The following is a 24,605-nucleotide window of genomic DNA, read 5'->3' as shown; positions in this document are numbered from 1 at the left end:
TCTACCCCCTCGTTGACGAACCGTCATTTTCATTCTTTAGACTGCGCCGGCCTGAATCCAGGCGACGCACTATGACTTCTTTATAGGGGACTTCAATGTCCGTAAGACGCACACGCAAAGACGATGGCAGCCAATGGACAGTTGCGGACAGCCGCAGTGTTTACGGGATTCGCCATTGGGGGGCCGGGTATTTCGCGATCAATGACGCCGGTCGCGTCGAAGTTCGTCCGAACGGTCCGAGCAGTTCGCCTATCGATTTGTTCGAACAAGTCGACGAGTTGCGCAAGAGCGGCCTGTCGTTGCCGCTGCTGGTGCGTTTCCCGGATATCCTGCAAGACCGCGTGCGTCAGCTGACCGGCGCGTTCGACGCCAACATCGAGCGCCTGGAATACCAGAGCAAGTACACCGCGCTCTACCCGATCAAGGTGAACCAGCAGGAAGCGGTGATCGAAAACATCATCGCGACCCAGAACGTCTCCATCGGCCTGGAAGCCGGCTCCAAGCCGGAACTGCTGGCGGTGCTGGCACTGGCGCCGAAGGGCGGCACCATCGTCTGCAACGGCTACAAGGACCGCGAATTCATTCGCCTGGCGCTGATGGGCCAGAAGCTCGGCCACAACGTGTTCATCGTGATCGAGAAGGAATCCGAAGTCGGCCTGGTGATCGAGGAAGCCGCCTCGCTCAAGGTCAAGCCACAGGTGGGCCTGCGTGTGCGCCTGTCGTCCCTGGCGTCGAGCAAGTGGGCCGACACCGGTGGCGAGAAATCCAAGTTCGGCCTGTCGGCGGCGCAATTGCTGTCGGTGGTCGAGCGTTTCCGCGCGGCCGGCCTTGACCAGGGCATTCGCCTGCTGCATTTCCACATGGGTTCGCAGATCGCCAACCTGGCCGACTACCAGCACGGCTTCAAGGAAGCGATTCGCTATTACGGCGAACTGCGCAACCTCGGCCTGCCGGTTGACCACATCGACGTCGGCGGCGGCCTGGGCGTGGACTACGACGGCACGCACTCGCGCAATGCCAGTTCGATCAACTACGACATGGACGATTACGCCGGTGTCGTGGTCGGGATGCTCAAGGAATTCTGCGACGCGCAGAACCTGCCGCACCCGAACATTTTCTCCGAAAGCGGCCGCTCCCTGACGGCGCACCACGCCATGCTGGTGATCCAGGTGACCGACGTCGAGAAACACAACGACGACGTGCCGCAGATCGACAATAAGGAAGCGCTGCCGGAAACCGTGCAATGGCTGGTGGACCTGCTGGGTCCGACCGATATCGAGATGGTCACCGAAACCTACTGGCGCGCCACGCACTACATGAGCGATATCGCTGCCCAGTACGCCGATGGCAAGCTGACCCTGTCCGAAAAAGCCCTGGCCGAGCAATGCTACTTCGCCGTGTGCCGCCGCCTGCACAACTCGTTGAAGGCGCGTCAGCGTTCCCACCGTCAGGTGCTGGACGAACTCAACGACAAGCTGGCCGACAAGTACATCTGCAACTTCTCGGTGTTCCAGAGCCTGCCGGACACCTGGGCGATCGACCAGGTCCTGCCGATCATCCCGCTGCATCGCCTCGACGAAGAGCCGCTGCGCCGTGCTGTGCTGCAAGACCTGACCTGCGACTCCGACGGCAAGATCAACCAGTACGTCGACGAGCAGAGCATCGAAACCAGCTTGCCAGTGCACGCCCTGAACGAAGGTGAGGACTACCTGCTGGGCGTGTTCCTGGTCGGCGCCTACCAGGAAATTCTCGGCGACATGCACAACCTGTTCGGTGACACCGACTCGGTGAACATCTATCAGAACGCCGACGGCAGCGTGTACCACGCCGGTATCGAAACCCACGACACCATCGAAGACATGCTGCGCTACGTGCACTTGTCGCCGGAAGAACTGATGACCCACTACCGCGACAAGTGCGCCAGTGCCCGCATCAGCGCCAGCGAACGCACCCAGTTCCTCGACGCCTTGCGCCTGGGCCTGACCCGTTCGTCTTACCTGTCTTCCTGAGGCAAGTCCCGCTCCCATCAGGTTGTCTGAAAATTTTCCGCAGGCTGCGGAAATTTCAGATGACCTGGTAGGACGATTCTCTTTTTTCAGGCGAAACGACCTACCTCTTCGGCGATTCCTGCCATTGGTCCTCTTTTCGCGTAGGTCATTTCCTAAGTTGTACTTCCCCTCTCTACTCGGCCATGTCTCTCGGCGAGAATCCCCGGCCGTCCCTCCCGTAGAGAAACGCCGATGTTCGATCCAGTCAACGAACCTGACTTTCGTCTGGACGTAGCCGGTCTGTCCGACGCCTTCGAGGTCCTGGCCTTTACCGGTAGAGAAGCGATCAGCGAGCTGTTCGCGTTCGATGTGGATCTGCTGATCGATGACCCCTCGATTGATCTCGCCAGCCTGCTGTACCGTTCCGCTTCCCTGCATTTCGGGCCGTCGGGAAACACCCTCCACGGGCAGTTGCATGCGCTGGTCCAGCGCGAGCACGGCTCGGCCGTCAGGCTGTGCCAGGTGCGCCTGGAACCGAAACTGGCGTGCCTGGGCCAGCGCTTCAGCCAGCGCATCTTCAGCGGTCGCTCGGTGCCGCAAATCATCGACCAGGTACTCAAGGAGCATGGCATTGTCGGCCAGGACCGGCGCTTCGAACTGGGCGGCAATTATCCATTGCGCGATTTCTGTACGCAGTACCGCGAGTCGGACCTGCAATTTCTTCAGCGCCTGTGTGCCCAGGAGCGGCTTCACTACCATTTTGAACATCGGGCCCGGGGGCATTGCGTGGTGTTCGCCGATGGCCAGGGGCATTTTCGTGTGGGCGAGACTGCGGTCTTCGCTGGCGAGGGCGAACAACTGTCGGTGCGTCGCCTCGAGGTTTATCGAAGCGTCGACAGGGCGCAGCAGCGTGCCGAGTGCCACACGGACCTGGCGACTTTACGCAGCGGTCAATGGCTGCCGTTGGCCGGGCATCCGGCGCCCGAGTGGAACCGGCGGTGGCTGCTGACCCATGTCGAGCATCACGGCAGCCAGGATCCGCTGGTCCCTTACCGCAATAAAGTACGCGCGATGCACGGGGCTGCGCCGTTCGAGTCCAGCCATTGCGCGGACAAGCCCCGGATGCACAGCCTGCAACGGGCGTGGGTGGTGAGCGTCGACGAGTCGCGACCGGATCCGTCGCGCCCGGTGGCGGTGCAGTTTGACTGGTTGTATCAGGGCGAGGGGGCGACGCCGAGTCACTGCTGGCTACCACTGGCGCCGCAGCTGCAAGGGGCAAGCGGGGCGCCGTTGAGCGAAGGCACGGAGGTGGTGGTGAGCTTTATCGAGGGCGATCCGGATCAGCCGTTGATTACCGGGATACTGCACCTGCCCGATCCGGTCGAGGCGGCGCAGTTGCCGGTCCCCGTTGATGACTGCCCGCCTGAAGCGGTGCAAGACTGGCTGCGCTCGGGCGAGCCCCTGCTGATGCTGTGCCTGATGCCCGGTGGCGGCAGTTTCAATCATTGCACGCAAGCGCTCTGCACCTGCCGGGCGGCCATGCGGCTTGGCCAGAGTGGTGCAGCATGATCGCGGTGCACGCAGCCGATGCGATGCCGCAATGGTTGCTGCTGGATGTGCCGGACACGCCGCAGGCCGGTGCGACGTTAAAACACAGGTTTGACCAGGCCCGGTGGTTCTGGCTGTTCGAAGGCACCGAGTGGCACGCCATACGCGAGCAAGGCCCGGTGCTGGTCAACCTGCGGACCTGCCCGATGCCGGCCGAGGTTTACCAGCGTGAGGCGCAGCACTGGCGTGGCTTGCTGCTGATCAGCGAGGCATCACCGTCGGCGTTGCTGGCGCACTTGCGGCGCATGCTCACGGTCAGTGTCGACCTGCATCATCGAGCCTTGCTCAGCTATTACAACCCGCACACCGCCAGTTATTTTTTCGATGCCTGCGATGCCCGGGAGCTGAGTCGCTGGCTGGGGCCGATCAGCCAGGTGCGTTGGTTTGGCGGCACCTGGGCCGACCGGGCGCTCGGTAGTCAGGGATGGCAGAAGTTGCTCAATCCCGGGCTTGCCGTCAGCCCCTTGGCCGTCGAAGAAGCCCTCAGTCCCCGCCAGCAACAAAAACTGCAAACCTGCCTGCTGGAGCGTCATGCCTGGCACTGGAGCCAATCCACCTCGACGGATTACGCCCGGCTGTGGGCCTGTTTGCAGGAAGGATTGGCCCTGGGCTTCAGCGAACGCCCGGTGCTGGATGGCTGGTTGTGGCTACGCCTGCAGCACCCCGACGATATGCCGGTGCCGTCTTTGTCGGGACGGACCCAGCAGGAGCGGCTCGACAACTTGCGCCAGCGCTGGCGCAACGATCTGCCTTGAGCACCCGGGTTTCAGTGTGCGCGGGCGAACCAGCCGTCGTTGCGGCGCAGGCGCCAGGCGATGACGCCAAGGGTCAGGCTGCGCAGCGACATGAACAGCAGGAAGGTTATCCACAGGCCATGGTTGCCCCACCCTTGGAGCGCCCAGGCGAACGGCACCAGCAAGGCCACCGTCAGCAGCATGCCATTGCGCATTTCCCGGGCGCGGGTGGCGCCGATGAACAGCCCGTCCAGCAGGTAGCTCCAGACGGCGATCAGCGGCAGCGCGGCGAGGTAGGGCAGGTAGATGAACGCGGTGTCGCGCACGCTGGCAATGTCGGTTTGCATCTCGATGAACAGGTGCCCGGCCAACAGAAACACCAGCGCAAACCCCAGGCTCGCCAGCAACGACCAGCCGCAGGCCACCACCAGCGAGCGGCGCAGGGCGTCGCGGTCGCGAGCGCCGATGGCATGCCCGCACAGGGCCTCCACGGCGTGGGCCAGGCCATCGAGCGCATGGGCCGTCAACAGCAAGCCGTTGAGCAGCAGGGCGTTGGCGGCGACGGTGGCATCCCCCAGCCGCGCGCCTTGCACGGTGATCAGGAAAAACACCGATTGCAGCGCCAGGCTACGGATGAAGATGTCGCGATTGACCGCCAGCAGGGGCCGCCAACTGCGCCACAGCCCCAGCGCCGCCCAGACGATGTGCCCCGGGTAGGCGCGCAGGGCCTGGCGGGTCATCAGCAGGCCGATCAGGGCGCCGGTCCACTCGGCGATCACCGAGGCCCTGGCCGCGCCGGCCACGCCCCATTCCAGGCCGAGGACAAACCACAGGTTAAGGGCGATGTTCACCAGGTTGGTGCCCAGCAGTATCACCAGCGGCGCGCGGGCGTTTTGCGTGCCGAGAAACCAGCCGACCAGCGCATAACTGGCCAGCGCCGCGGGCAGCCCGAACAAACGGGTATGAAAGAATTCGCGGGTCATTTGGTCCAATTCCGCCGACGGCTGCATGAAATGCAGCGCGACCCCGCTTAACGGCACGCCCACCGCACCCAACACGATCGACAGTCCCAAGGCCAGCAGCAGCCCCTGCAACAAGATCTGCCGCAACGCCGCGCCATCGCCGCGCCCGGCGGCCTGGGCGGCAAACCCGGTGGAGCCCATGCGCAGAAAGCCCATGGCCCAGGCAAGGAAGGTGTACAGGCTGGACCCGACCGCAACGGCGCCGAGTTGATGGGCATGGGGCAGGTGACCGATGACGGTGCTGTCGACCAGCGCCACCAGCGGTACGGAAATGTTGGAAAGAATCATCGGCGCCGCCAGCGCCCAGACCCGTCGATGGGTAGGGCGGTCGCGCCAGTCGGCAATCAGGTTGGACATGCAGGCTCCTTGGGGGAGCGGGCATTGTAGCGGTGAACTCAATCCTTAAAACACCGCAGTACAAATGTGGGAGCGGGCTTGCTCGCGAAAGCGCAGAGTCAGGCGAAATCGTCATCGGCTGATCGGGCGCCTTCGCGAGCAAGCCCGCTCCCACAGTGGGGGGCTAATGCATGATCCAGCTGAGCAGCCACAGCCCTAGCATCAGCCAGATGATGCCCATGATGATCGACGCATTCATGAACGCGCGGATGGCCGACCACAGCAACACCAGGCCGAGAATCAGCACGACGATGCTGATGATCGAGGTGTCCATGCCCAGTGCACGGGACAGGCCGTCGACAAAGTTGCTGCTGGCACGGCTCACCCACTGGAACACGCCGCTGAGGGCGTCAACGATGAACCGGATGACTGTGCCAATCGCCTGGCCGAGCCATTCGAAAAAACCTTCTACCTGCATGGAATGAGCATCCTGATGAGTTCGAGCGTTGGGCCATTGAGCACGGTGGCTAGTTCCCCACAAGCATAGAGCGTTGCATCGTAACTGTGGGAGCGGGCTTGCTCGCGAAAGCGGTGAGTCCGTTGATGAAGATACCGACTGGAATACCGCTTTCGCGAGCAAGCCCGCTCCCACATGGAAACAGGGCTGACCACTCGATCGTTGTCACTTGCCTTCCCCCGTCATCCCCCCGAAGCTATACGCCTTCAGGAGAGCCCGATGAACCTTGTTGAACTGACCGAACGCCTGCACGCCATCCGTGATCGCAATGAATGGCGGCAATTTCACAGCCCGAAAAACCTGGCCATGGCCGCGAGTGTCGAAATGGCCGAGCTGGTGGAGATTTTCCAGTGGCTGACCGAAGACCAGTCGCGCCAGTTGCCGGCGGACAAACTGGCCCATGCCGGGCAGGAAATCGGCGATATCGTGCTTTATCTCTTGTTGCTGTGCAGTGAGTTGGGCCTGGACATGAATGACGTGGTGCGCAGCAAACTGGCCGACAGCGAACGGAGGTTCAGCTGATGAGCGACCGTCATTTCGATCAACTGGCGACACGTTTCGCGGAAAAAATCTATGGCGGTGCCAAGGGCGCGATTCGCCTGGCGGTGCTGCAGGCCGACCTGGCCGAAACCTTGCCGGACCGGCCGCTGCGGGTGCTGGACATCGGCGCCGGTCTGGGCCACATGTCGTTGTGGCTGGCCGAACGCGGCCATCAGGTGACATTGGCCGAGCCTGCCGAGCCCATGCTCGAAGGCGCCCGCCAACGCTTCGCCGAGGCCGGGCAAACGGCAACGTTCATCCAGGCACCGTGGCAGGACCTGCTCGGTCAGCTCACCGAACCCTACGATCTGGTGCTGTGCCATGCCGTCCTGGAATGGCTGGCCGAACCGCACGCGATCCTGCCGGTCCTGCATCAACTGACCAAGGCCGACGGTTGGCTGTCCCTGGCGTTCTACAACCGCGATGCGCTGATCTATCGCAACTTGCTCAAGGGCCATTTCCGCAAGATGCGCAAGAACGACATGGCCGGAGAGAAGCAGAGCCTGACCCCGCAGCAGCCACTCGATCCACGGGAACTGGCGGCGCAACTTGAGGGCATGTGGCAGGTCGAAACACAGAGTGGAGTGCGGGTGTTCCACGACTACATGCCCGTGGAATTCCAGGCCCGCGCCGAACTGGTGGACTTGCTCGAAATGGAACTGGCGCACCGTCGCCACCCCAGTTTTGCCGGGCTTGGACGTTACTTGCACTGGATCTGTCGGCCGATCTGATCGGAGCGCGAAATGAAAAGTCGTTCAGGGTTGTTGGTGATTTGCCTGGCGCTGGCGGCCTGCCAGGGCAGCAACCCGTATGTGGCATCTTCCAACCCCATCCCGCCGGCACCGCCGCAAGCGGCCAATACGTTCGACCGCAGTGCCTATCCCGCGCCACCCCGTGACTACGGGCGTTACCGCAGTTGGGCCTGGCTCAACGGCGATCTGCCGCCGGGCACCGCGTGGGCGGACTCGGCGCAGGTCGCCGAGGCGGTGAGCAATGCCCTCGATCAACGTGGCTTGCGCCCGCTGCATGACAATCGCCCGGCGGACCTGTTTGTCAGCGCGGCCCTGCGCCTGGAAACCCGCCTGCGCCAGGTTCAGGACGACTACGGGTATTACGGCGGTTACGGCGGCTACAACCGCTACGGTTACGGTCCGGGGTACGGCATGTACGGCAGCGTCCCGATCGTGCGCACTTATGAGGAACAAGTGGTCGTGGTGCAGGTGGACATGTTCGATGCGCAAAGCGGTCAACCGGTGTGGAGTTCCAGCGCTGAAACCAGCAGCCGGGGTACGCAGGGCCAGCAGGCGGACGCCATCAGGGAAGCTGTGGAAAAGGCCATGTCGGCGTATCCTCCCAGTTAGCTTCTGTAGATAAGAAGCGTTTCGCAGGTTCATGTCTTCAACCGGAGAATCATCATGTTCCGCCGTCTTGTGTTACTGGCCGTGGTCGCGCTGCTCAGTGCCTGCGCCGCCAACCAGGTCAATCATGACTTCGATGCCAGCCGCGACTTCGCGGCCTATCGCAGCTGGAGCTGGAAGGAACCCGCCCTGCAATACCGCCCTGATGATCCACGAATCAAGAGCGACCTGACCGAGCAACGTGTGCGCCAGTCGGTGACCGATCAACTGGACCAGCGTGGCCTGCGCCAGGCCGCACCCGGTGCCAAGGGTGACTTGAGTGTGCAGACCTACCTGATTGTCGAAGAGCGCCAGCAACAGGTGACCACCAACTACGGCGGCGGTTGGGGCAACCCGTGGTACGGCTACTGGGGCGCACCGATGTACAACGAAACGCGCCTGGTGAACTACAAGGTGGCGACCCTCCAGATCGACCTGCTCGACGGCAAGGACGGCAAGCTGGTGTGGCGTGGCAGTGATGAACAGATCCTCAGCCGTACACCGAACCCCTCCGATCGCAGCAATGCGATCCGCGAAACGGTCACCCGGATATTGGCCAACTATCCACCTCACGGATAAACACCTCATCCGCAAACACCACCAACTCCCCTGTGGGAGCGGGCTTGCTCGCGAAGGCGGTCGCTCAGCCGACAACGATTTCGCCTGACGCTCCCCCTTCGCGAGCAAGCCCGCTCCCACAGGGTTTTTTGTTGTCTGCGCTGGCGAGTTGCCAGCAACCACCCCATCGCTTGTCTACACTCCTTCACACCAATGGAGGTTGCGCTCGGCCATGGGCCGGCAAAGGAGTGCGCGATGTTGCCCCGCATGCAGTTTCGCGGTCCGGCCCGGCAACGGGGGGCGATCGGTTTGATGGCGGCTGGCACCCTGGCGCTGGCACTGGGGTTCACCCTGCTGGTGATCGACTCCGGCAGGCTTTACCTGGAACAGCGCAAGCTGCAACGGGTGGCCGACACCGCAGCCCTCGAAGCCGTGACCCGTGACGGCCGTTGCAAACCCGACCAGACGGCGACCACCTACGCCACGCAAAGCGCCACGCGCAACGGTTTTACCGTCGACGCGGACAGCACGCTGAAAGTCAGTTGCGGCACCGTGCAAATCGATGCCAATCACCTGCGGATATTCACCGCTGATCCCGGCAAAACCGCCGCCGTGCAAGTCATCGCCAGCCGTACCGTCACCACCAGCGTGGCGGCCGGTATTGGCGCCTTGCTGTCCGGTGCACCGGTGGGCCTCAGTACCCGGCTCAACGCCACCGCTGTCGCCGCCGAACCGAAACAGACGCTGGCACAGCTGAGCATCCGCAGCACCTTGCTGGGGGTCGACAGCGCCAGGTCGAACCTGCTGAACCCGTTGTTTTCGACCTTGCTGGGGGGCAACGTCAACCTGACCGTCGGTGGCTGGGACGGGTTGGTCAAGACCGACATCAATCTGCTGAAGTTCATGGACCAGCTCGCCATTGAAATAGGCGTCGAGGCCGGCAACTACACCCAGTTGCTGACCACTGAGGCGGGTGTGACCCAATTCATCAAGGCCGCCGCCGATGTGGTGAAACTCAATGGCGCCACGGCGCAGGTCAACACCGCCCTGGCCAAACTGCAAGTGGCGGCCACCGGTGCTTCGCCGATCAAGCTGGGTGATTTGCTGGCGCTGCAAACCGGCACGCAAGCGGCGGGCCTGGACGCCACGGTGCAGCTGTTTCAGCTGATTCAGGGCTTTGTGCAACTGGCGAACAAGAACAGCGCGGTGAACGCGGTGTTGCCGGTCAACCTGTTGGGACTGGCCGGGGTGACGACGCGCATAAAAGTCATTCAGCCCCCGCAGTTCTCCGCCGTCGGCGACCCGGCGCTGGCGAAAATCGCCCCGTTGGGGGCGAACAGGATTTATGTGCGCACCGCGCAGGTACGCATCCTGGTGTCGCTTGACCTGTCGCTGCTCGATAATGTGATGAAACTGGTCAACGCGATCCTGAAGCCGGTGGTGGGGCTGATCAATGTGTTGCTGTCGTCGGGTTGTCTGTTCGGCAACTGCACCCATGCCGACCTGCAACTCCTGCCCAATGGAGTGAGCCTGGACCTCGGCCTGGAAGCCGGCAAGGGCAGTAGTTATGTCACCGACTACTCCTGCGCCACCCCGACCAGCAAAAGCCTGACCGCCACCACCGAAATTTCGGCCCTGCAAGTCAAGGTCGGCCGGATCAACGACTCGATCTGGCTCTCGACCTCGCTGGATTCAAGCTTGTCGCCATTAACCCTGGTCGATATCGGCTCGCAGAAATGCAGGAGCTTGTCGGACTGCGACCCGCGAATTCCCTTTGGCGGGGGCGGCACCGAGCTACTGATTGACAGCGAGATTGTCGGCAAAACCGAATCCAACTACACCTATGCCAATCCCCATGAGGTCAATGTGTCACCGGACCCGACGCACCCGGTTGTGATGTCCGCAATGGTGGGCAGTTTGAAATCCGCGCTGACGGGTTTCGAGCTGATTGATCATGAGCCGAAGTTTGGCAATGTGTTGGGGGGGCTGCTCAACACGTTGACGTCGGCACTGAAGGAAGTCACAGGCCTGCTGATCCCGGCCATCACCGGCCTGCTCGCACCGCTGGTCGACCCGCTCATCGACAATCTGCTGATGAACCTGGGGATCGAGGTCAATAAGGTCGACGTCGGTTTCAACCTGACCTGCGGCGAGAAAGGCAAAGCCTACCTGGTGATCTGATCCAGCGGCACGATCGGCAGTTCGATGCAGAAGCGCGCGCCTTCGGTCGAGTTGCGCACGCTGAGCTTGCCGCCCATGTTCTCGACAATGCCGTAGCTCACCGACAGCCCCAGGCCGGTGCCGACGCCCACCGGTTTGGTGGTGAAGAACGGCTCGAAAATCCGCTCCAGCAAACGCGGGTCAATGCCGCCACCGTTGTCCTCGACCCACAGTCGCACCGACTGTTCATCCCGTTCGGCGTACAGCGAAATCCACGGCCTGAAGTCCGCATCGGCTTCGCGCTGACCGAGCAGCGCATCCCGGGCATTGACCATCAGGTTGATCAGCACCTGTTCCAGCTGATCGACATGACCGCGCACCTGCACCTCGAACACCGGTTCAGTGACGCGCACATCAACCCCTTTGCCCCGCATGCCTTCGGCCAACAGTGACAGCGTGCCCTCGATGGCCTGCGCCGGGTTGAACGGCTGTTGCTCGATCTCCGAGCGGCGGCCGAACACGCGCATGTGGTCCACCACGCGCGCGGCGCGCTGCACCTGCGTGTCGATGCGCTTGAGCTTGTCGGTCAGGTAATCGATTTGCACATCGCCTTTTTCCAGGCGCTTGAGCACATTGACGATGGCCATGCGCATCACGTTCAGCGGCTGGTTGATTTCATGGGCCAGGCCGGTGGCCATTTCACCCAGGGTGGCCATTTTCGCGCTTTGCGTGAGCTGTTGCTGGGAGCGTCGTACTTCGGTGTTGTCGCGGCCCACGGCCTGGATCTCCAGCAGCTGGCCTTGCGGGTCGAACACGCCGCGATCCGACCAGACCCACCAGGCGTGTTCCCGGCCGGGCAATTGCAGATTGATCTCGGCGGTGCTGACCGGGAAGTCCGGGGTCAACTGGCTCAGGCGGCGGGTGAAGGCTTCGCGCTGCTCCGATGACATCCAGCTGCCCAGGTTGACCCCCGGCAGTTGATCCGCCGAGCACTCCAGGTAAGTCGCCAGCGGCGTGTTGCCGAACGTCAGGGTCAGGTCCGGGCGGTAGCGGCAAATCATCGCCGGTGAATCTTCCACCAGAATCCGGTAGCGCTCCTCGCTCCGTTTGACCTGCTCGGCGGCCAGGGTCGCTTCGGTGACATCCAGCCACAGGCCCACGGCTTCGACCGGCAAGCCAAGATCGTCGCGCAGCAACTTGGCTTCATCGAGCAGCCAGTGGTAATCGCCGCGACTGTCGCGCAACCGATAGCGGGCGCTCACCGAGCCCTCGCGCAACAGCTGGCGGGTGCGCTCGAAATAACGGTCGCGGTCCTCGGGGTGAAGTCGTTCCACCCATGCCGCGCCGCTGCACTCGGCGAGTGTCCAGCCGAGCAACGGCATCAGGCTGTCGCTGAAAAAGGTCGGTTGCAACGCCCCTTCGACATAGCGCTGGACGTAAATCACGGCGGGCGAACGGGCGATCAGGTTGTCCAGCCGCGCATGGGCCGCCGCGGCCTGTTGCTCCTGGTTTTTGATGTCGCTGATGTCGAGCATGAAGCCCACGACGCGGCGGTTCTTGCCCACGCCCAGGGCCTGGCCTTGCAGTCGATACCAGTCCGGCGGTGCGCCCGTGTCGGGGTGATACAGGCGCACGCACAGCAACAGTGGCGTGCCTTCGTCCTGCAAGGCTTGCAGGCGACTGCGCAGTTCTTCGCGGTCGGTGGGGTGCACGTGCTCAAGCCAATCGGTCAATGGCAAACGTGCGCTGGCAAGGTTCAGGGCGGTGGCCAGCGATGGCGCCAATTGCACCTCGGCGCTGTCGCTAAACAGCTCCCACCACCCGGTGCCGAGCAACGTTTGCAAGGATTCGAGGCGCTCCAATTGCAGGTGATGCCGGTGTTCACGCACGCGCTCCAGCACGGGGCTGGCGAGCGCGGCGGCAAATTGCAGCCAGTCGCGTTCGCCGACATCGGGTGCCCGTTGATGCACCGAAAAACAACCACAAAGCAGCCAGGCCGCCACCCCTTGCGCATCGTGATAGGGCACGACAAAACCCTCGGCATTGCCGAAGGTGCGTTGCAGGCGCGGGTGCTCCATCAGTTTCAGGTGCTGGGGCGTGGAGCCGTTGAGGCTGTCGAGGCCGGTGCCCAGGCGCTGGCCGTTTTGCCACAGTTGCGGGGCCTCCACCGCTGCGTAGTGCTGGTGAATCTGCCAACCCTGTTCCTGCTCGTCGAGCAATGCCAGGGCGATGCACGGGATGTGAAAGCGCTGGGCCAGGGCTTGCAGTTGCTCGCTCAACACCTCGGGCAAGCGCGTCAGGCTGCACAGGCGCAACTGCTCGCCGATGTGCACCGCCAGCACCTGGCATTGCTCGCGCAGTCGCGATTGCCGGCGTTCGAGCAACAGGTCGCCGATGTCCAGCAGCTGCAGCAGCCAGGCGTCGGCCAGCGGCTGGACCCAGCCCCGCAGATGCAGGGTTTGGCCGTTGAGGCCGTAAAAGTCCAGATCCAGAAGTTGCCCCTGCCAGTCGGCGGGTGAACCTTCGACCTCAAGGCTGCTGTGGGGCAACAGGAAATCCAGCAGATTCGGCGCCTGTGCCGCGGGTATCTGTTGCGCCAGCCCGTGCCGCAGCGGACCGGTCAGGTGCAGCACCCGGCCTTCGGCGTCCAGATGCACCTGCAAACCGACGCTGAGCACACTCGGTGGCGCCAGGCTTTCCTGGGGCGGTGACGGGTGACGGTTAAGCAAGCGCCCGAAGAGTTTGTCCCCGGCACTCAAAATTGCAGGCTCGAAGTGGCAGTGAGTGTCGCCGGCAAATTCGGCACCGGCCCGAGCCCCGGCAGGTTCAGGAAGGGAATGACCGCGCTCAGTTTATTGGTCGGGTAGGCGATGCTGACCTTCAGCACGCCGGCCGTGAGGGTGGTGGTCGTGTCGGTGTCGACATTGAAATTCAACCCGGCGGGAATCCACGCCAGCTGCCGGGTCAACTCATCCTTGACCACGGTTTTCAGCGCGGTTTCGTATCCGGGGGTGTTCGGGTCCAGCGCCACGCTGCGGCGCACGGCTTCGGCGGTGGACTGGTTGAAGGATTGCATCAGCAGCAGCGGCAGGCTGTACGTGACGATCGCGTAGAACACGCCGAAAAAGATCACGAACACCAAGGCAAATTCAATCGCGGCGGCGCCTTTTTGTTTACGGGGGAGGTTGGTTTTCATGAGTGCGTCTACCCTGACTGTCACTGCGTAATGTCAGCATAGAATCATTCAGCCAAAAGGGACGTTTTTTAGCGCATGCAGAGTTTTGTACTGTTGATCTGGCTGACGCTGTGCGCGGTGCAGGATGCCCGCGAGCGCCACATCGCCAATGCCTTGACCCTGGGCGTCGGGGCGCTGGCCCTGGCCTGGCTGTTGTGGAGCGGCACCACCTGGCTGGGCGCGACGGCGGCACAGGGCGGTTGGGCCGCGTTGCTGGCGCTGGCCTTTACCTTGCCCGGTTATGCCTTGCGTCGCCTGGGTGCCGGCGATGTGAAACTGATGACCGCCCTGGGGCTCGCGACCGACGGTCGGCACGTACTGGGCGTGTTTATTGGTGCCGGATTGGCCAGTGTGTGCTGGCTGCTGCTGGCGCCGGGAATCTGGCTTCATATGGGTCAATGGCTTAGAAAACACCTTCGGTATTTGCAGCCTGGAATGTCAAATAAACAACCCTTTGCGCCCTTCCTCCTCGTGGGCTTGCTGCTGACGTTTGCCTGGTTCGGTTAGTTGTACAGAGTCGGGAAGTGCAGCTACTTTCATACTTAGTTGTACAGCTTCTGGCTGTGAGTACAGGAACGGTCAGGTTTTGACCATGCAGGGAGTTGCACGTGAACAAGCGTACCTCGGCAGTAAAAGTCCTTGTGGTCGACGATCAGCCACTGATCGTTGAAGAACTCTGCGAGTTTCTCGAGAGCAATGGTTACCGTTGCGTGCCTTGCGAATCCGGTCATCAGGCGATCGAACGATTCAACGACGACACCGACATCGGCCTGGTGCTCTGCGATTTGCACATGCCTGGCCTGGACGGCATTCAACTGGTCCAGGAGCTGCAACGCCTGTCCGGCAAACACCGTGCGTTCGAGGCGATCATGCTCACCGGGCGCGCGGACAAGCAGGATGTGATCAAGGCCTTGCGCGCCGGGATTGCCGACTACTATCAGAAGCCGATTGACCTGGGCGAGTTGCTCGAAGGCCTGCGGCGTCAGGAAGTGGTCTTGCATGAGCGGCACAAGACGCTGCAACTGGGGCATCTGAATCAGAAGCTTCAATACCTGTCCGAATCGATCGACGACCTGTATCAAGACCTCGACAAGGTTCGGCGTTCGCCCCATCCATCGGAGGCGGGTGACAGCGATGTCACCGATCTGGATCGTGTGGAGATACCGGCCATCTTCAATCAGCTGTCTCCGCGCCAGCTCGATGTGGCGCGGTTGGTGGGCAAGGGGCAGACCAATTATCAGATTGCCTGCGAGTTGGGGATTACCGAGAACACGGTGAAGCTGTATGTGTCGCAGGTGTTGCGGTTGACGCATATGCATAACCGGACGCAACTGGCACTGGCGCTTTCGCCCAGCACTTCAGGGTTGCGGCAGCGGGTGACTGCTCATTGAAGTTGTACGCTGATCACTGTGGGAGCGGGCTTGCTCGCGAAGGCGTTGTGTCAGGCGACACAGGTTTGATGGTGTACATATCCATTGTTGCGGTAACGGCTACTGACGGTTTCGCCCTTACGGCGACTCACTTTTTTTTCAAACCGAAACGCCAAAAAAAAGTAAGCAAAAAAAGGCTCGCCCCAAGCGTCCGGCCCCTCGCCAAGGCTCGGGGTTCCTTCGCTCCGGTATTCATCCGGGGACACTGCCCTCCGGTTGGCTTCGCTGCACCTACATGCAGCGTGTTCGACTACGTCGAACGGCGCTGCGCGCCACTCCCCGGATGAACACCTCCACTCAGCCTCCCGACGGGGCGGGTGGATCAAAATCAACAGCAGCCGAGGCGAGCTGACACTCGACCTGAATTGGCGGTTGCACTCAATCCCCTGTAGGAGCGAGCCTGCTCGCGATGGACGTCAACGATGACACGGGGCTCCTGAATGAGCGCGGTGTCTGGTCGTTCTTCGCGAGCAGGCTCGCTCCCACATTTGAAATGCATTCCACTGTAGGAGCGAGCCTGCTCGCGAAGGCGTACTCACAGACGCAACCTACCCAGGCCTACTCCTGCGACCCACTGTCCACCTTGCCCCCCTCGTACTGCTCAAAGAACTCCGGTATCTCGTGCTGATAACTCTTCAACCAGCGCTGCATTGCCAGTTCGCGTTCGGTAGCGGTCGCGGCCTGGATGTTGGGTGAGGCGGCGGTGTTGTTGCGTTGCAGTTGCAGCCAGCCTTCGGTTTCCTGTTGTTGCGGCGAGGCCGGGCCGGCATCGAGGCCGATGGCGTGGGTGCCGAGGGGCAGGACCAGCAGGCCGAGGCAGCAGAGGGTGGTCGGTTTCATCCAGTGTTCTCCCTATGGAAGCGCCGGGCTGGCGACGGCGGCGACTTGCGCGGCGACGGCGGGCCCTGATTTGGCCGGGGTCTTGAGTTTTTCGGCGCGCGCCTGGGCTTCGGTGACCTGGGCCGGGCTCAGGCCGAGGCGGCTGACCAGTTCGGCGGCGCGGCTCCAGTCGTCCTGATAGATCAGCAAGGTCACCAGGTTGACCGCCGCCAATCGGTCGCTCTGCTTGAGCTCCATGGCGGTGAGAAATTCGAAACGGGCGTCTTCGATACGCAGCTGGTTGAGGTACACCACGCCCAGGTCGTTGCGGATTTTTTCATCGGTGGGCGCCAGCCGGGCGGCCCGCTGCAAATGGGCCTGGGCCAGGCCATTGTCGCCCCGGGCGGCGGCGAGCTGGCCCAGGCCGTGTTCGGCTTCGGCGGCCAGGCAGCCGCCCAGCAGGCTGCGGTACAACGGCTCGGCTTCGCTGCGGCCCAGCAGCCGATAGACCTTGGCCTTGCGCAGGCGAACGTCGGCCAGGTTGTCCGGCAGGCTTTGCAGGTTGGCCAGGCTGGCGTGGAGCTTGCCGTCATTGGCCATGTCGTCGGCGAGGTTCAGCGACAGCTGTTGTTCGGAATTCAATTTAGCGCAACTGGCGGAGTCGGTCAGGGCGCTCCAGGGGGCCTGGCCGTTGCTTGCACAACCGCCCAGCAACAGCAGACTCAAACCGGCCATCAATGCTTTCATCACAATCCCTCTAAGAAGCAAAGGCTCGGGCCAGGGCGGTGAAGCCCGGGCCGGCCAGTACGATCAACAGCGCCGGGAAGAGAAAAAGCATCATCACGACGGACATTTTGGCGGACATCTTGGAGATGTATTCCTGCAGGCGCGTCAGGCGCCGGTCATCGAGCAGCGTTTTGAGCGCCATCAGCGATTTCATCGCGCCGCCGCCCTGATGAATCAGCTGCTGGAGGATCACGCAGGTGTCGGTGAACTCGTCCACCGCCATCAAGCGACTGGCCTTGTTCAATTCGTCGCCCAGCTCCAGGCCGGAATCGACCCGGGCCAGCACCAGGCGCAGTTCACGGGTCAGGACTGGCAGCAGTTGTTGGCCGTCATTGCTCATGACGCGCAGCGATTGTTCCACCGCCATGCCCGATTCGAACAGGATGCGCAGCAGCGGTATGAAGGTGGACATTTCGATCGCCAGTTTCTTTTGTCGACGGTGCGCGGCCAACGCCAACAGGCGTTTGGGCAACAGATAACCGATGCCGGTGGCGAACGCCGGAACGATCCACTGGTTGCTCACCTGCGGGAAAAACAGCGCCTGAATCAGAACGCTGAGCGCCAGCGCCATCAAGGGCACGCCGACCTGCAGGGCGGCGAACTGGGCGCGTTTGCGCGCGGTGCGCCAGCCCAGGCAGTTGAGCAGGGTCCGGGTTTCGTTATCCAGGTTGACCGACTGCTGGCCGACCCGGCTGGAGCCCAACGCATGCAGCCACTGGCTGAAGCGGTTTTCCCCCGGCGTCTTGCCATCCAGGCGTTGCACCACCTGGCGGGCGCGTCGGCGCATTTCCAGCACGACACTGACCAGCAGCAGGGCGGCGATCAGAAACAGCAGCGCGCTCAGCAGCATCGACAGGTTCATAGGCTGCGCAACATGCGCCACAGCGCCAGACAACCGAACACCTGCAAGCCGGCCGCGCTCACCAGCATCATCTGCCCCGAACTGTCGTTCCACATGGTCAGCAAGTACTTGGGGTTGGACACCAGAAAGTAGGCCGCGACGGTGACCGGTAAAAGCGCCAGGACCAGCGCCGTGACCCGGGTTTCGCCGGTCATGGCGCTCAGCTGGCGCGCGCCCTGTTCGCGCTCGCGGATCATCCTGATCAGGTTCTCCAGCAGCTCACTGGCATTGCCGCCGTAGCGGTGGTTGACCTTCAGGCCGAGAGCGAACAGGCGCAGTTCGTCCTTGTCGTACAGCTCGGCGAAGTCCGAGGCGGCATCCGGCAGGCTGACGCCCAACTGCACGCTGCGCTGCACCCGGCCCAGTGCATCCTTGAGCGGGTCTTCGGCGGCGTTGATGGCGCCGAGCACGGCGTCGGCCAGGGTGCGCCCGGACTTCAGGCTGCGCACCGTGTGATCGAGCAGCGGCGGCAATTGTTCGATCATGCGCTTGAGCCGACGCTGATAACGCCATTGCACATACAGCCGCAGCATCATCGGTGGCAGCAGCAACAGGACGAGCAATCCCAGCCAGCCGCCGACCACCAGGCCCAGCAACGCGCCCAATCCCCACAACGTCAGCCACAACCCCAGGCGTTCCGTGGGCCGCCCCAGGCCCGCCCGCAAGAAAGCGCGTTCCAGGGCCACCCAGGACGTTTTCTGCACCACAGGCTCCGGTTGGCCGCGGGTCAGGCGTTCCAGGGTGCGCTCGGTGCCGGGCTGGCGCAGCCCGCGCTGGAGCAAACGCACCGACAGGCCAAGCAGGGCCAGGCAAACGAGGGTCAGCAGCAAGGGTTTGAGCATGCCGTGGCCTTCAGTACGTCGAGGAAGAAAACGCCGACTCGCGGCGCAGTTTGTCGCCGGCGGGGTTGACCGCCTCGCGCAGGAAACCGAAGCCGCTGCGGCGGTCGAGGCGGAACAGGGTATTGGTGACGTACACGTCCTCGCGAATGCCGATCACCTCCACCACTTCGCTGACGCAACGGCGGCCATCGGGCATGCGCGTCAACTGGATCACCACGTCCAGTGCCGCGCAGATCATCTGGCGCAAGGTGCGTTCGGCGATGCTGCGGCCGGTCAGGCCGACCAGGGTTTCCAGGCGCAGCAAGGCATCCTGGGCGCTGTTGGCGTGCACCGTGCTCATCGAGCCGTCGTGGCCGGTGTTCATGGCGGTGAGCACGTCGACCACTTCGACGCCGCGGATCTCGCCGAGGATGATGCGGTCGGGGCGCATCCGCAGGGCGTTGCGGATCAGGTCGCTGGCCTTCACCTCGCCATGGCCCTCGGCATTCGGCGGGCGGGTTTCCAGGCGTACGACGTGGGGGTGGCCGAGTTGCAGTTCGGCCACGTCTTCGATGGTCACCAGCCGCTCGTGGGGGTTGATCAACTGGCTGAGGATGTTCAGCAGGGTGGTCTTGCCGGTGCCGGTGCCACCGCTGATCAGGATGTTGCAGCGCTTGCCCACGGCCTCCTGAATAAACTCGAAGATCGCCTGGTCGATGGTTTGCATGACCATCAGGTCGGTGCTTTTGAGCATGTCCCGGCGGAATTTTCGAATCGACAGGCAGGGTCCGTCGAGGGCAATCGGCGGGATGATCGCGTTGACCCGGCTGCCATCCGGCAGGCGGGCATCGACCATCGGCGACGACTCGTCCAGGCGCCGACCCAGCGGCGCGAGAATGCGCTGGATGACGCGCTCGACGTGGTGGGCATCGATGAAACGCAAATCGCTCTGGTGCAGCAGGCCGTCGCGCTCGATGAAGACCCGGTGCGGGCCGTTGACCAGGATCTCGGTCACCGCCGAGTCGCGCAGCAGCACTTCCAGCGGGCCGAAGCCGGTGAGTTCGTCGACGATCTCTTCGGCCAGGCGTTCCATCTCGTAGCGGGAAATCGCCAGGTGCAATCGGGCGATGTACTCGGCCACTTTGTCGATGACGAACTGCGACAACACCTGCCGCGAACCTTCCAGCAGGTTTTTGCCGGACTCTTCGATGGCATCGATGATGTAGCGGTGCAGCACCAGTTTCAGGCCTTCGTGGTCGGTGTTGCCGGCCACCCCGCGCGGGGTCGCGCCGAACAGTTTTTCAGCGCTCATTGCACACCTCTCAAGCGACTGAACCAGGACTTGGGTTTGGCCAGGTTTTCAGAGCGCTTGGCCAGGCGCTCGCCGAGGGTGCGCAGGCTTTGGGTCAGCACTTCCCGTGGCGCCAGTTCGAACAGGGTCACGCCCTGGTTCTTGGCGTTCAGGCGCACTTCCGGGCTGTAGGCGAGGGTGGCGATGATTTCCATGCCGAAGCTTTTACCCAGCGCATCGGAGTCCGGCGCGACGCTGCGCAGGTAGCGATCCACCAGCAGCTTGGCGTGATCGAGCTTCATGCCTTTTTCCCGCCACAGGTTGAGCACCGCGAGGTTGCGCCGGCAGTCGATCACGTTCTGGTCGGTGTACCACAGCAGCTTGTCGCAGTGGCTGACGAAGGTGCGCAAGGCTTCGCTGTCCGGTTGCCCGGTGAGGTTCACCACGATGTGCTGGAAGTGCTGGCGCAGGGCGCTGAGCAGCATGTACAGCTCGGCGGCGCTGGTCTGCTCCAGCGGCTCATCGTGGCTGGCGTAGGCGAGGATGCGCAGCCCCACTTCGCATCGGGTGAAGGCGCTGTCGATCAGCGTCGCGTCGAGGCGGCGCACGTGGCGCAGCGCATCACCGAAGTGAAACGAACTCTCCAGCCCCAGCAACGCCAGGCTGTCGCCGCGTGGCAGCCCGAGGTCGAGCAGCAGGGTTTGCTGGCCGCTCTTCTGCACCACCTGCGCCATGTGATTGGCGAGCAGCGCGCCATCGGCATTGCTCTGCACCCCGTACAGCACCGTCAGGCCGCCCAGATGCGTATTCGGCGCCACCGGTGGCAGGCGTTTGCTCAGGCGGCGCACCAGGCCGGCGACCTCGCTGGAACGCGAGCCATATGCAACGAAATCCCGCGCACCGGCCCGCATGGCGTTGAGCACCAGCTGGTTGTCCATGCCGTCGCCCAGCGCGACGATGGCGAGCATTGGCTTGGCTTCCAGTGCGCCCTCGATCAACGCGCACTGGGCCACCACGTGTTCCCGGTCGAGGCCGACGAACACCAGGCTGGCGAAGGTCACGTCCACCAGCGCCAACAGTTCGTCGAGGCTGTCGCCACCGGCATTGACCACCTGGCCCAGCGGCGCAAGGGCGCCTTGCAGCCACTCAAGGTCAGTGCTGTTGCGCGTGATGGCGAGGAAGGTCTGGCTCAGGCTCTGGCTCATTGCGATAACCCGCTGCGTTTATCGAAGTCGCCGTTTTCGAGGAAGTACAGGCGATACCAGTTCGGGTCGTAGTTGCGCAGCTTCTCGCCGGGCAACGACGGCAACGGCGCATTGGCGGCCAACGGCTGGACCAGGTGCGGCGTGACGATCATCAGCAGTTCGCGCTCTTCACGGTTGATCGTGGAGTTGCGGAAGAACGCGCCGATGATCGGAATGTCGCCCAGGCCCGGAAATTTGTTCACCTGCGAGGTGTTTTGCGTGCTGATCAAACCGCTGATGACGAAACTCTCGCCATCGGCCAGGGAGATGCTGGTATCGGTGCGGCGAATGGTAAACGCCGGCACGGTGGTGCCACCGATGGTCACGGCGTTGTTGTAGTCCAGTTCGCTGACTTCGGGCGCGACCTTGATCGCAATGCGGTCGTTGCTGACCACCGTTGGCGTGAGCGTCAGGCGGATGCCGAATTCCTTGTATTCGATGGAGTAGCTGTTGCTGTTGGCGCTGGGGATCGGGATCGGGATTTCCCCGCCGGCCAGGAAGCTGGCGCTTTGTCCGCTCAAGGCCACCAGGCTGGGCCGCGCCAGGGTGTAGGCGAACCCGCTGCCTTCCAGGGCGTTGACGATGCCGAGGAATTTGCTGCTGCCGCCGCCCCAGACAATGTTGAACGCGTCGTTGGCCAGCGGAATGCTGGGCGAGGCAATGCGCGGATCGATGTTGAACAATGGCACCACGCCCGGCGTGACTCCGGTGTTGGGCACGGTGCCGGGGGCGCCGAACAAAAAGTTGTTCGAGCCCTTGCCGTAGATCGAGGTGCTGGCCTCCTTGAGTTTGGTGCGGCTGACTTCGACGAAGCGGATGTCGGTCTGCACCTGCGAAGGCAGCACCGGATCATCGGAGGGCAACCGGGCGGCACTGGTCATGGCGGCGGTGGCGCGGCCCTGGACGAACACCATGCTTTGCCGTGGCGCGCTGGCGCAGGACGTCCAGACCATCAGGCTGGTCGCGCCGGCGGCCATGCCGGTGAGCAGGAAGGCCTGGTCGCCGTTGACCCGCACGTCGGCGATTTTCGGGTCACCCACGGCGATCCGGGTAATCGGCACCGGCGATTGCACGGCTTGTTGCTGGCCTTCGCCCACTTCCAGCACGGCCGGCATCGGGCCCAGCGCGGCGCAATTGCCGCTGGTTGCCATGGCTTGAGTCAGCGGCATGCCGCTCAGCAAGGTGGCCCAGATCCAGCCGTTGAACAACGGCGTAAAACGTCTGCGCATTGAAAGGCGTCCTTGCTCGATTCAGGGAGTCTGTTGCGTGATTTCATTGCCGCGGATGACTTCCACGCCTGACTTGCGCGCCGGCGTAGAAGCGCCAAAGGCAACGGTTGTCTTGGGCGGTGGGGTCATGGCCAGTTGGTTGAACTGGATCAGGTCGCGGTCGGCATTGGCGAGGTTTGTCGATGAGTCGCTTTCGCCGGCCCAGTAACGGGCCAGGCGTTTCTCTTCGGCGCTGCGCACGGCCAGGCGCAACACTCCGGCCTGGGACGCGAGCATCAGCCGGCTCAGCAATTGTTCGGGCACGGCCAGCAGCACGGTGCGGGCGGCGGTGCGCTGTTCCTGGCGGGTTTTTTCGTCGCTGCCCTGGGTCGGGCTGGCGGGCCGGCCGTCGTTGGTCAGGCCCATTTGCTCGCCCACGCCCAGTACGCGCAACGCGGGGACCACGAGCTGCGCCGAGGGCTGGGCGATGTTGGTGTCCATGCGCAAAAACAGCAGCACATCGACATAGTCCCCCGCCGTCAGCTGACCGCCGGCGTTGACCACTTCATCCACGGCAACGGCCAGGGCGCGTTCATCGGGACGAATCATCCGCGCCAGTTGGCTGCCGGCCTGGAAGCTGTCATCACTGAGCCAGCTGCCGGCACTGAGGGCGCGCCAGGGCGTTCGGCCGATGGCTTGATCGAGACGGGTCAGGCTGCCGGCGGGAACGGTACGGAGTTTTTCCAGGGCGACGTCGGCGGCGGTGATTTGGGCAAAGGGCGCGATGTCTCGCTGCAGCACCACCACGGGCTGGCGGGTGGTGTCTTCTTCCTGGGGCACGGGGAGCTGGACGCCCGGTGTGGGCGAGGTGATCGACGTTTGTGCAACGGGAGCGGCGGCTGGCTGACGGTCCAGCGTGAGGCCCCAGTAACCGGCAATGACGGCACCCACCAGGGACAATCCGGCAAGACCCAGAGTGATACGGCTGTTCATCACGGCTCTCCCTTTCCGCTGCTCTAAAAACTCGTCTATCCAACGAGACAACTTCGCAATCAGGCAGCTATGAACCTAAAACTGTTTCGCTATTTGACCGTAGCGCAGCTAGAGCAAAACGCCATTACCCAATGGAAAAAACCCAACGAAAGTAAAGAATTAAGACGAAATGCGCGGTTTTTTGGCGTCAACGAAACGATTAATACTTTTGGATTAATGCGTTTTTACAGTTGTTGGGGCGGGGAATGCCGACAATGCTGGTGCTGGCATAGGGAAATCATGTTGCGTTTGTGCAACACCCGGGTGCACCAGGAGAGCAGTCATGTCTTTTTCCAAGCTTGTTCAGAAGGTCAAATCCGAAATCGCTTTCTACAGGGGGCTGGCCAAGGATACCGAGGGGGCTTCGGGTATTGAGTACGCGATTGTGGCGGCGATGGTGGCGGTGGTGATCGCCGGGCTCAGTACTGGAATGGGCACGACCATCACCAATATCTTCAAAAAGATTTCCGTCGCGTTGGGTGGGACTTAAGGGGGCGGCGGCTTGCTTATGCTGAAAACGGTTCTAACGTCAGCGCTCGTCCATTCCCAGGTGTTGCCTATGAACTCTCCTGCATTGTCGCGCCAACAACTTCTTCTGGTGGATGACGAAGAAGATGCTTTGCTTGAGTTGGCGGAATTGCTGGAGGGTGAGGGGTTCAATTGCTTTACCGCGACGTCGGTCAAGCTGGCGTTGCACCACCTGACACGCCATCCCGATATCGCTCTGGTGATCACTGACCTGCGCATGCCCGAAGAGAGTGGCATGTCGTTGATCAAGCGCTTGCGCGAGCATACGGCGCGCCAGCATTTGCCGGTGATCGTGACGTCCGGGCATGCGGACATGGAGGACGTCAGTGACATGCTGCGCCTGCAGGTGCTGGATTTGTTTCGCAAGCCGATTTATCACGTGCGGTTGCTTGAGACGTTGAATAATCTGTTTCCGCAGCCGATCGCTCAGGCCGTCAATCCCTGAGCTTT

General features: G+C 62.7%; 24 protein-coding genes. 12 read left to right on the top strand and 12 right to left on the bottom strand.

Features of this window, described 5'->3' with window-relative positions; all coding sequences use genetic code 11:
• The first annotated feature begins 95 nt into the window (after positions 1-95).
• The 3 genes from speA (at position 96) to F8N66_RS19030 (ending at position 4,351) form a co-directional block, all read left to right on the top strand.
• On the top strand, positions 96-2,009 hold the full coding sequence (gene speA, locus F8N66_RS19040; RefSeq protein WP_150771671.1) for an arginine decarboxylase: 1,914 nt from the start codon (positions 96-98) through the stop codon (positions 2,007-2,009).
• Positions 2,010-2,240: 231 nt separating this feature from the next.
• Complete coding sequence (locus F8N66_RS19035) at positions 2,241-3,557, top strand: type VI secretion system Vgr family protein (RefSeq protein WP_150771670.1); 1,317 nt, start codon at positions 2,241-2,243, stop codon at positions 3,555-3,557.
• Positions 3,554-4,351 carry a DUF4123 domain-containing protein gene (locus F8N66_RS19030; protein ID WP_150771669.1) on the top strand — a complete coding sequence of 266 codons (798 nt, stop codon included), beginning with the start codon at positions 3,554-3,556 and terminating at the stop codon, positions 4,349-4,351. Before F8N66_RS19035 ends, F8N66_RS19030 begins: the two co-directional genes overlap by 4 nt.
• Positions 4,352-4,362: 11 nt before the next feature.
• Here the strand turns inward: F8N66_RS19030 and F8N66_RS19025 are convergent, their stop codons facing one another.
• Together F8N66_RS19025 and F8N66_RS19020 are read right to left on the bottom strand one after the other, a co-directional pair.
• The gene (locus tag F8N66_RS19025; protein WP_150771668.1) at positions 4,363-5,709 is read right to left on the bottom strand and encodes an MATE family efflux transporter; all 1,347 of its coding nucleotides are present in this window, start codon (positions 5,707-5,709) and stop codon (positions 4,363-4,365) included.
• Between the two features lie 163 nt (positions 5,710-5,872).
• Positions 5,873-6,166: a hypothetical protein gene (locus F8N66_RS19020; protein WP_150771667.1), complete on the bottom strand. Its 294-nt coding sequence runs from the start codon at positions 6,164-6,166 to the stop codon at positions 5,873-5,875.
• Positions 6,167-6,424: 258 nt separating this feature from the next.
• On the opposite strand from F8N66_RS19020, the gene F8N66_RS19010 reads away from it, so the two are divergent.
• The 5 genes from F8N66_RS19010 (at position 6,425) to F8N66_RS18985 (ending at position 10,881) form a co-directional block, all read left to right on the top strand.
• Positions 6,425-6,727: a MazG-like family protein gene (locus F8N66_RS19010; protein WP_150771665.1), complete on the top strand. Its 303-nt coding sequence runs from the start codon at positions 6,425-6,427 to the stop codon at positions 6,725-6,727.
• Positions 6,727-7,476, top strand: coding sequence for a methyltransferase domain-containing protein (locus F8N66_RS19005; RefSeq protein ID WP_150771664.1), 750 nt, complete (start codon positions 6,727-6,729; stop codon positions 7,474-7,476). The genes F8N66_RS19010 and F8N66_RS19005 overlap by 1 nt, the downstream gene beginning before the upstream one ends.
• A gap of 12 nt (positions 7,477-7,488) precedes the next feature.
• Positions 7,489-8,106: a DUF4136 domain-containing protein gene (locus tag F8N66_RS19000; RefSeq protein WP_150771663.1), complete on the top strand. Its 618-nt coding sequence runs from the start codon at positions 7,489-7,491 to the stop codon at positions 8,104-8,106.
• Positions 8,107-8,160: 54 nt separating this feature from the next.
• On the top strand, positions 8,161-8,721 hold the full coding sequence (locus F8N66_RS18995) for a DUF4136 domain-containing protein (protein ID WP_150771662.1): 561 nt from the start codon (positions 8,161-8,163) through the stop codon (positions 8,719-8,721).
• A gap of 234 nt (positions 8,722-8,955) precedes the next feature.
• A complete protein-coding gene (locus F8N66_RS18985) occupies positions 8,956-10,881 on the top strand; it encodes a pilus assembly protein TadG-related protein (protein WP_150771661.1) in 1,926 nt (641 codons plus the stop codon).
• Here F8N66_RS18985 and F8N66_RS18980 read toward each other — a convergent pair.
• Positions 10,866-13,619: an ATP-binding protein gene (locus tag F8N66_RS18980; protein ID WP_150771660.1), complete on the bottom strand. Its 2,754-nt coding sequence runs from the start codon at positions 13,617-13,619 to the stop codon at positions 10,866-10,868. The two genes, F8N66_RS18985 and F8N66_RS18980, sit on opposite strands and share 16 nt — an antisense overlap.
• A complete protein-coding gene (locus tag F8N66_RS18975) occupies positions 13,616-14,056 on the bottom strand; it encodes a TadE/TadG family type IV pilus assembly protein (RefSeq protein WP_150771659.1) in 441 nt (146 codons plus the stop codon). The genes F8N66_RS18980 and F8N66_RS18975 overlap by 4 nt, the downstream gene beginning before the upstream one ends.
• Before the next feature lie 75 nt (positions 14,057-14,131).
• Here F8N66_RS18975 and F8N66_RS18970 point away from each other — a divergent pair, with 75 nt between their 5' ends.
• Together F8N66_RS18970 and F8N66_RS18965 are read left to right on the top strand one after the other, a co-directional pair.
• Positions 14,132-14,602, top strand: a complete 471-nt coding sequence (locus F8N66_RS18970) for a prepilin peptidase (protein WP_150771658.1) — start codon at positions 14,132-14,134, stop codon at positions 14,600-14,602.
• Positions 14,603-14,703: 101 nt separating this feature from the next.
• Complete coding sequence (locus F8N66_RS18965; RefSeq protein WP_150771657.1) at positions 14,704-15,486, top strand: response regulator transcription factor; 783 nt, start codon at positions 14,704-14,706, stop codon at positions 15,484-15,486.
• A 597-nt stretch (positions 15,487-16,083) separates the two neighbouring features.
• On the opposite strand, the gene F8N66_RS18950 is transcribed toward F8N66_RS18965, so the two are convergent.
• Genes F8N66_RS18950 through cpaB form a run of 8 tightly spaced genes read right to left on the bottom strand, consistent with a single transcriptional unit; the run spans position 16,084 to position 23,588 of the window.
• Entirely contained in the window at positions 16,084-16,365 is a 282-nt protein-coding gene (locus tag F8N66_RS18950) for a DUF3613 domain-containing protein (protein WP_150771655.1), read from the bottom strand.
• Between the two features lie 12 nt (positions 16,366-16,377).
• Complete coding sequence (locus F8N66_RS18945) at positions 16,378-17,091, bottom strand: tetratricopeptide repeat protein (protein WP_150771654.1); 714 nt, start codon at positions 17,089-17,091, stop codon at positions 16,378-16,380.
• 10 nt (positions 17,092-17,101) lie between these two features.
• Positions 17,102-17,992 carry a type II secretion system F family protein gene (locus F8N66_RS18940; RefSeq protein WP_150771653.1) on the bottom strand — a complete coding sequence of 297 codons (891 nt, stop codon included), beginning with the start codon at positions 17,990-17,992 and terminating at the stop codon, positions 17,102-17,104.
• Positions 17,989-18,873, bottom strand: a complete 885-nt coding sequence (locus F8N66_RS18935; protein WP_150771652.1) for a type II secretion system F family protein — start codon at positions 18,871-18,873, stop codon at positions 17,989-17,991. The genes F8N66_RS18940 and F8N66_RS18935 overlap by 4 nt, the downstream gene beginning before the upstream one ends.
• A 10-nt stretch (positions 18,874-18,883) precedes the next feature.
• Positions 18,884-20,164, bottom strand: a complete 1,281-nt coding sequence (locus tag F8N66_RS18930) for a CpaF family protein (RefSeq protein WP_150771651.1) — start codon at positions 20,162-20,164, stop codon at positions 18,884-18,886.
• Positions 20,161-21,348 (bottom strand): AAA family ATPase, encoded by a 1,188-nt coding sequence (locus tag F8N66_RS18925; RefSeq protein WP_150771650.1) that lies wholly within the window; start codon positions 21,346-21,348, stop codon positions 20,161-20,163. The genes F8N66_RS18930 and F8N66_RS18925 overlap by 4 nt, the downstream gene beginning before the upstream one ends.
• Positions 21,345-22,616 (bottom strand): type II and III secretion system protein family protein, encoded by a 1,272-nt coding sequence (locus tag F8N66_RS18920; RefSeq protein WP_150771649.1) that lies wholly within the window; start codon positions 22,614-22,616, stop codon positions 21,345-21,347. The genes F8N66_RS18925 and F8N66_RS18920 overlap by 4 nt, the downstream gene beginning before the upstream one ends.
• A gap of 21 nt (positions 22,617-22,637) precedes the next feature.
• Positions 22,638-23,588, bottom strand: coding sequence for a Flp pilus assembly protein CpaB (cpaB, locus tag F8N66_RS18915; protein ID WP_150771648.1), 951 nt, complete (start codon positions 23,586-23,588; stop codon positions 22,638-22,640).
• A gap of 322 nt (positions 23,589-23,910) precedes the next feature.
• On the opposite strand from cpaB, the gene F8N66_RS18910 reads away from it, so the two are divergent.
• Together F8N66_RS18910 and F8N66_RS18905 are read left to right on the top strand one after the other, a co-directional pair.
• Complete coding sequence (locus tag F8N66_RS18910; RefSeq protein WP_150771647.1) at positions 23,911-24,117, top strand: Flp family type IVb pilin; 207 nt, start codon at positions 23,911-23,913, stop codon at positions 24,115-24,117.
• 69 nt (positions 24,118-24,186) lie between these two features.
• Positions 24,187-24,600 carry a response regulator gene (locus F8N66_RS18905; RefSeq protein WP_150771646.1) on the top strand — a complete coding sequence of 138 codons (414 nt, stop codon included), beginning with the start codon at positions 24,187-24,189 and terminating at the stop codon, positions 24,598-24,600.
• Positions 24,601-24,605: the final 5 nt, after the last annotated feature.

The organism is Pseudomonas fluorescens, assembly GCF_902498195.1.
GTDB lineage: Bacteria > Pseudomonadota > Gammaproteobacteria > Pseudomonadales > Pseudomonadaceae > Aquipseudomonas > Aquipseudomonas fluorescens_BU.
Note: the sequence above shows the minus strand (reverse complement) of the source record. Positions and strands in the feature narration are given on the sequence as shown.

Coding starts and splice junctions, on each gene's coding strand:
- speA (WP_150771671.1), top strand. CDS start 96: ATGTCCGTAAGACGCACACGCAAAGACGATGGCAGCCAATGGACAGTT.
- F8N66_RS19035 (WP_150771670.1), top strand. CDS start 2,241: ATGTTCGATCCAGTCAACGAACCTGACTTTCGTCTGGACGTAGCCGGT.
- F8N66_RS19030 (WP_150771669.1), top strand. CDS start 3,554: ATGATCGCGGTGCACGCAGCCGATGCGATGCCGCAATGGTTGCTGCTG.
- F8N66_RS19025 (WP_150771668.1), bottom strand. CDS start 5,709: ATGTCCAACCTGATTGCCGACTGGCGCGACCGCCCTACCCATCGACGG.
- F8N66_RS19020 (WP_150771667.1), bottom strand. CDS start 6,166: ATGCAGGTAGAAGGTTTTTTCGAATGGCTCGGCCAGGCGATTGGCACA.
- F8N66_RS19010 (WP_150771665.1), top strand. CDS start 6,425: ATGAACCTTGTTGAACTGACCGAACGCCTGCACGCCATCCGTGATCGC.
- F8N66_RS19005 (WP_150771664.1), top strand. CDS start 6,727: ATGAGCGACCGTCATTTCGATCAACTGGCGACACGTTTCGCGGAAAAA.
- F8N66_RS19000 (WP_150771663.1), top strand. CDS start 7,489: ATGAAAAGTCGTTCAGGGTTGTTGGTGATTTGCCTGGCGCTGGCGGCC.
- F8N66_RS18995 (WP_150771662.1), top strand. CDS start 8,161: ATGTTCCGCCGTCTTGTGTTACTGGCCGTGGTCGCGCTGCTCAGTGCC.
- F8N66_RS18985 (WP_150771661.1), top strand. CDS start 8,956: ATGTTGCCCCGCATGCAGTTTCGCGGTCCGGCCCGGCAACGGGGGGCG.
- F8N66_RS18975 (WP_150771659.1), bottom strand. CDS start 14,056: ATGAAAACCAACCTCCCCCGTAAACAAAAAGGCGCCGCCGCGATTGAA.
- F8N66_RS18970 (WP_150771658.1), top strand. CDS start 14,132: ATGCAGAGTTTTGTACTGTTGATCTGGCTGACGCTGTGCGCGGTGCAG.
- F8N66_RS18950 (WP_150771655.1), bottom strand. CDS start 16,365: ATGAAACCGACCACCCTCTGCTGCCTCGGCCTGCTGGTCCTGCCCCTC.
- F8N66_RS18945 (WP_150771654.1), bottom strand. CDS start 17,091: ATGAAAGCATTGATGGCCGGTTTGAGTCTGCTGTTGCTGGGCGGTTGT.
- F8N66_RS18940 (WP_150771653.1), bottom strand. CDS start 17,992: ATGAACCTGTCGATGCTGCTGAGCGCGCTGCTGTTTCTGATCGCCGCC.
- F8N66_RS18935 (WP_150771652.1), bottom strand. CDS start 18,873: ATGCTCAAACCCTTGCTGCTGACCCTCGTTTGCCTGGCCCTGCTTGGC.
- F8N66_RS18930 (WP_150771651.1), bottom strand. CDS start 20,164: ATGAGCGCTGAAAAACTGTTCGGCGCGACCCCGCGCGGGGTGGCCGGC.
- F8N66_RS18925 (WP_150771650.1), bottom strand. CDS start 21,348: ATGAGCCAGAGCCTGAGCCAGACCTTCCTCGCCATCACGCGCAACAGC.
- F8N66_RS18920 (WP_150771649.1), bottom strand. CDS start 22,616: ATGCGCAGACGTTTTACGCCGTTGTTCAACGGCTGGATCTGGGCCACC.
- cpaB (WP_150771648.1), bottom strand. CDS start 23,588: ATGAACAGCCGTATCACTCTGGGTCTTGCCGGATTGTCCCTGGTGGGT.
- F8N66_RS18910 (WP_150771647.1), top strand. CDS start 23,911: ATGTCTTTTTCCAAGCTTGTTCAGAAGGTCAAATCCGAAATCGCTTTC.
- F8N66_RS18905 (WP_150771646.1), top strand. CDS start 24,187: ATGAACTCTCCTGCATTGTCGCGCCAACAACTTCTTCTGGTGGATGAC.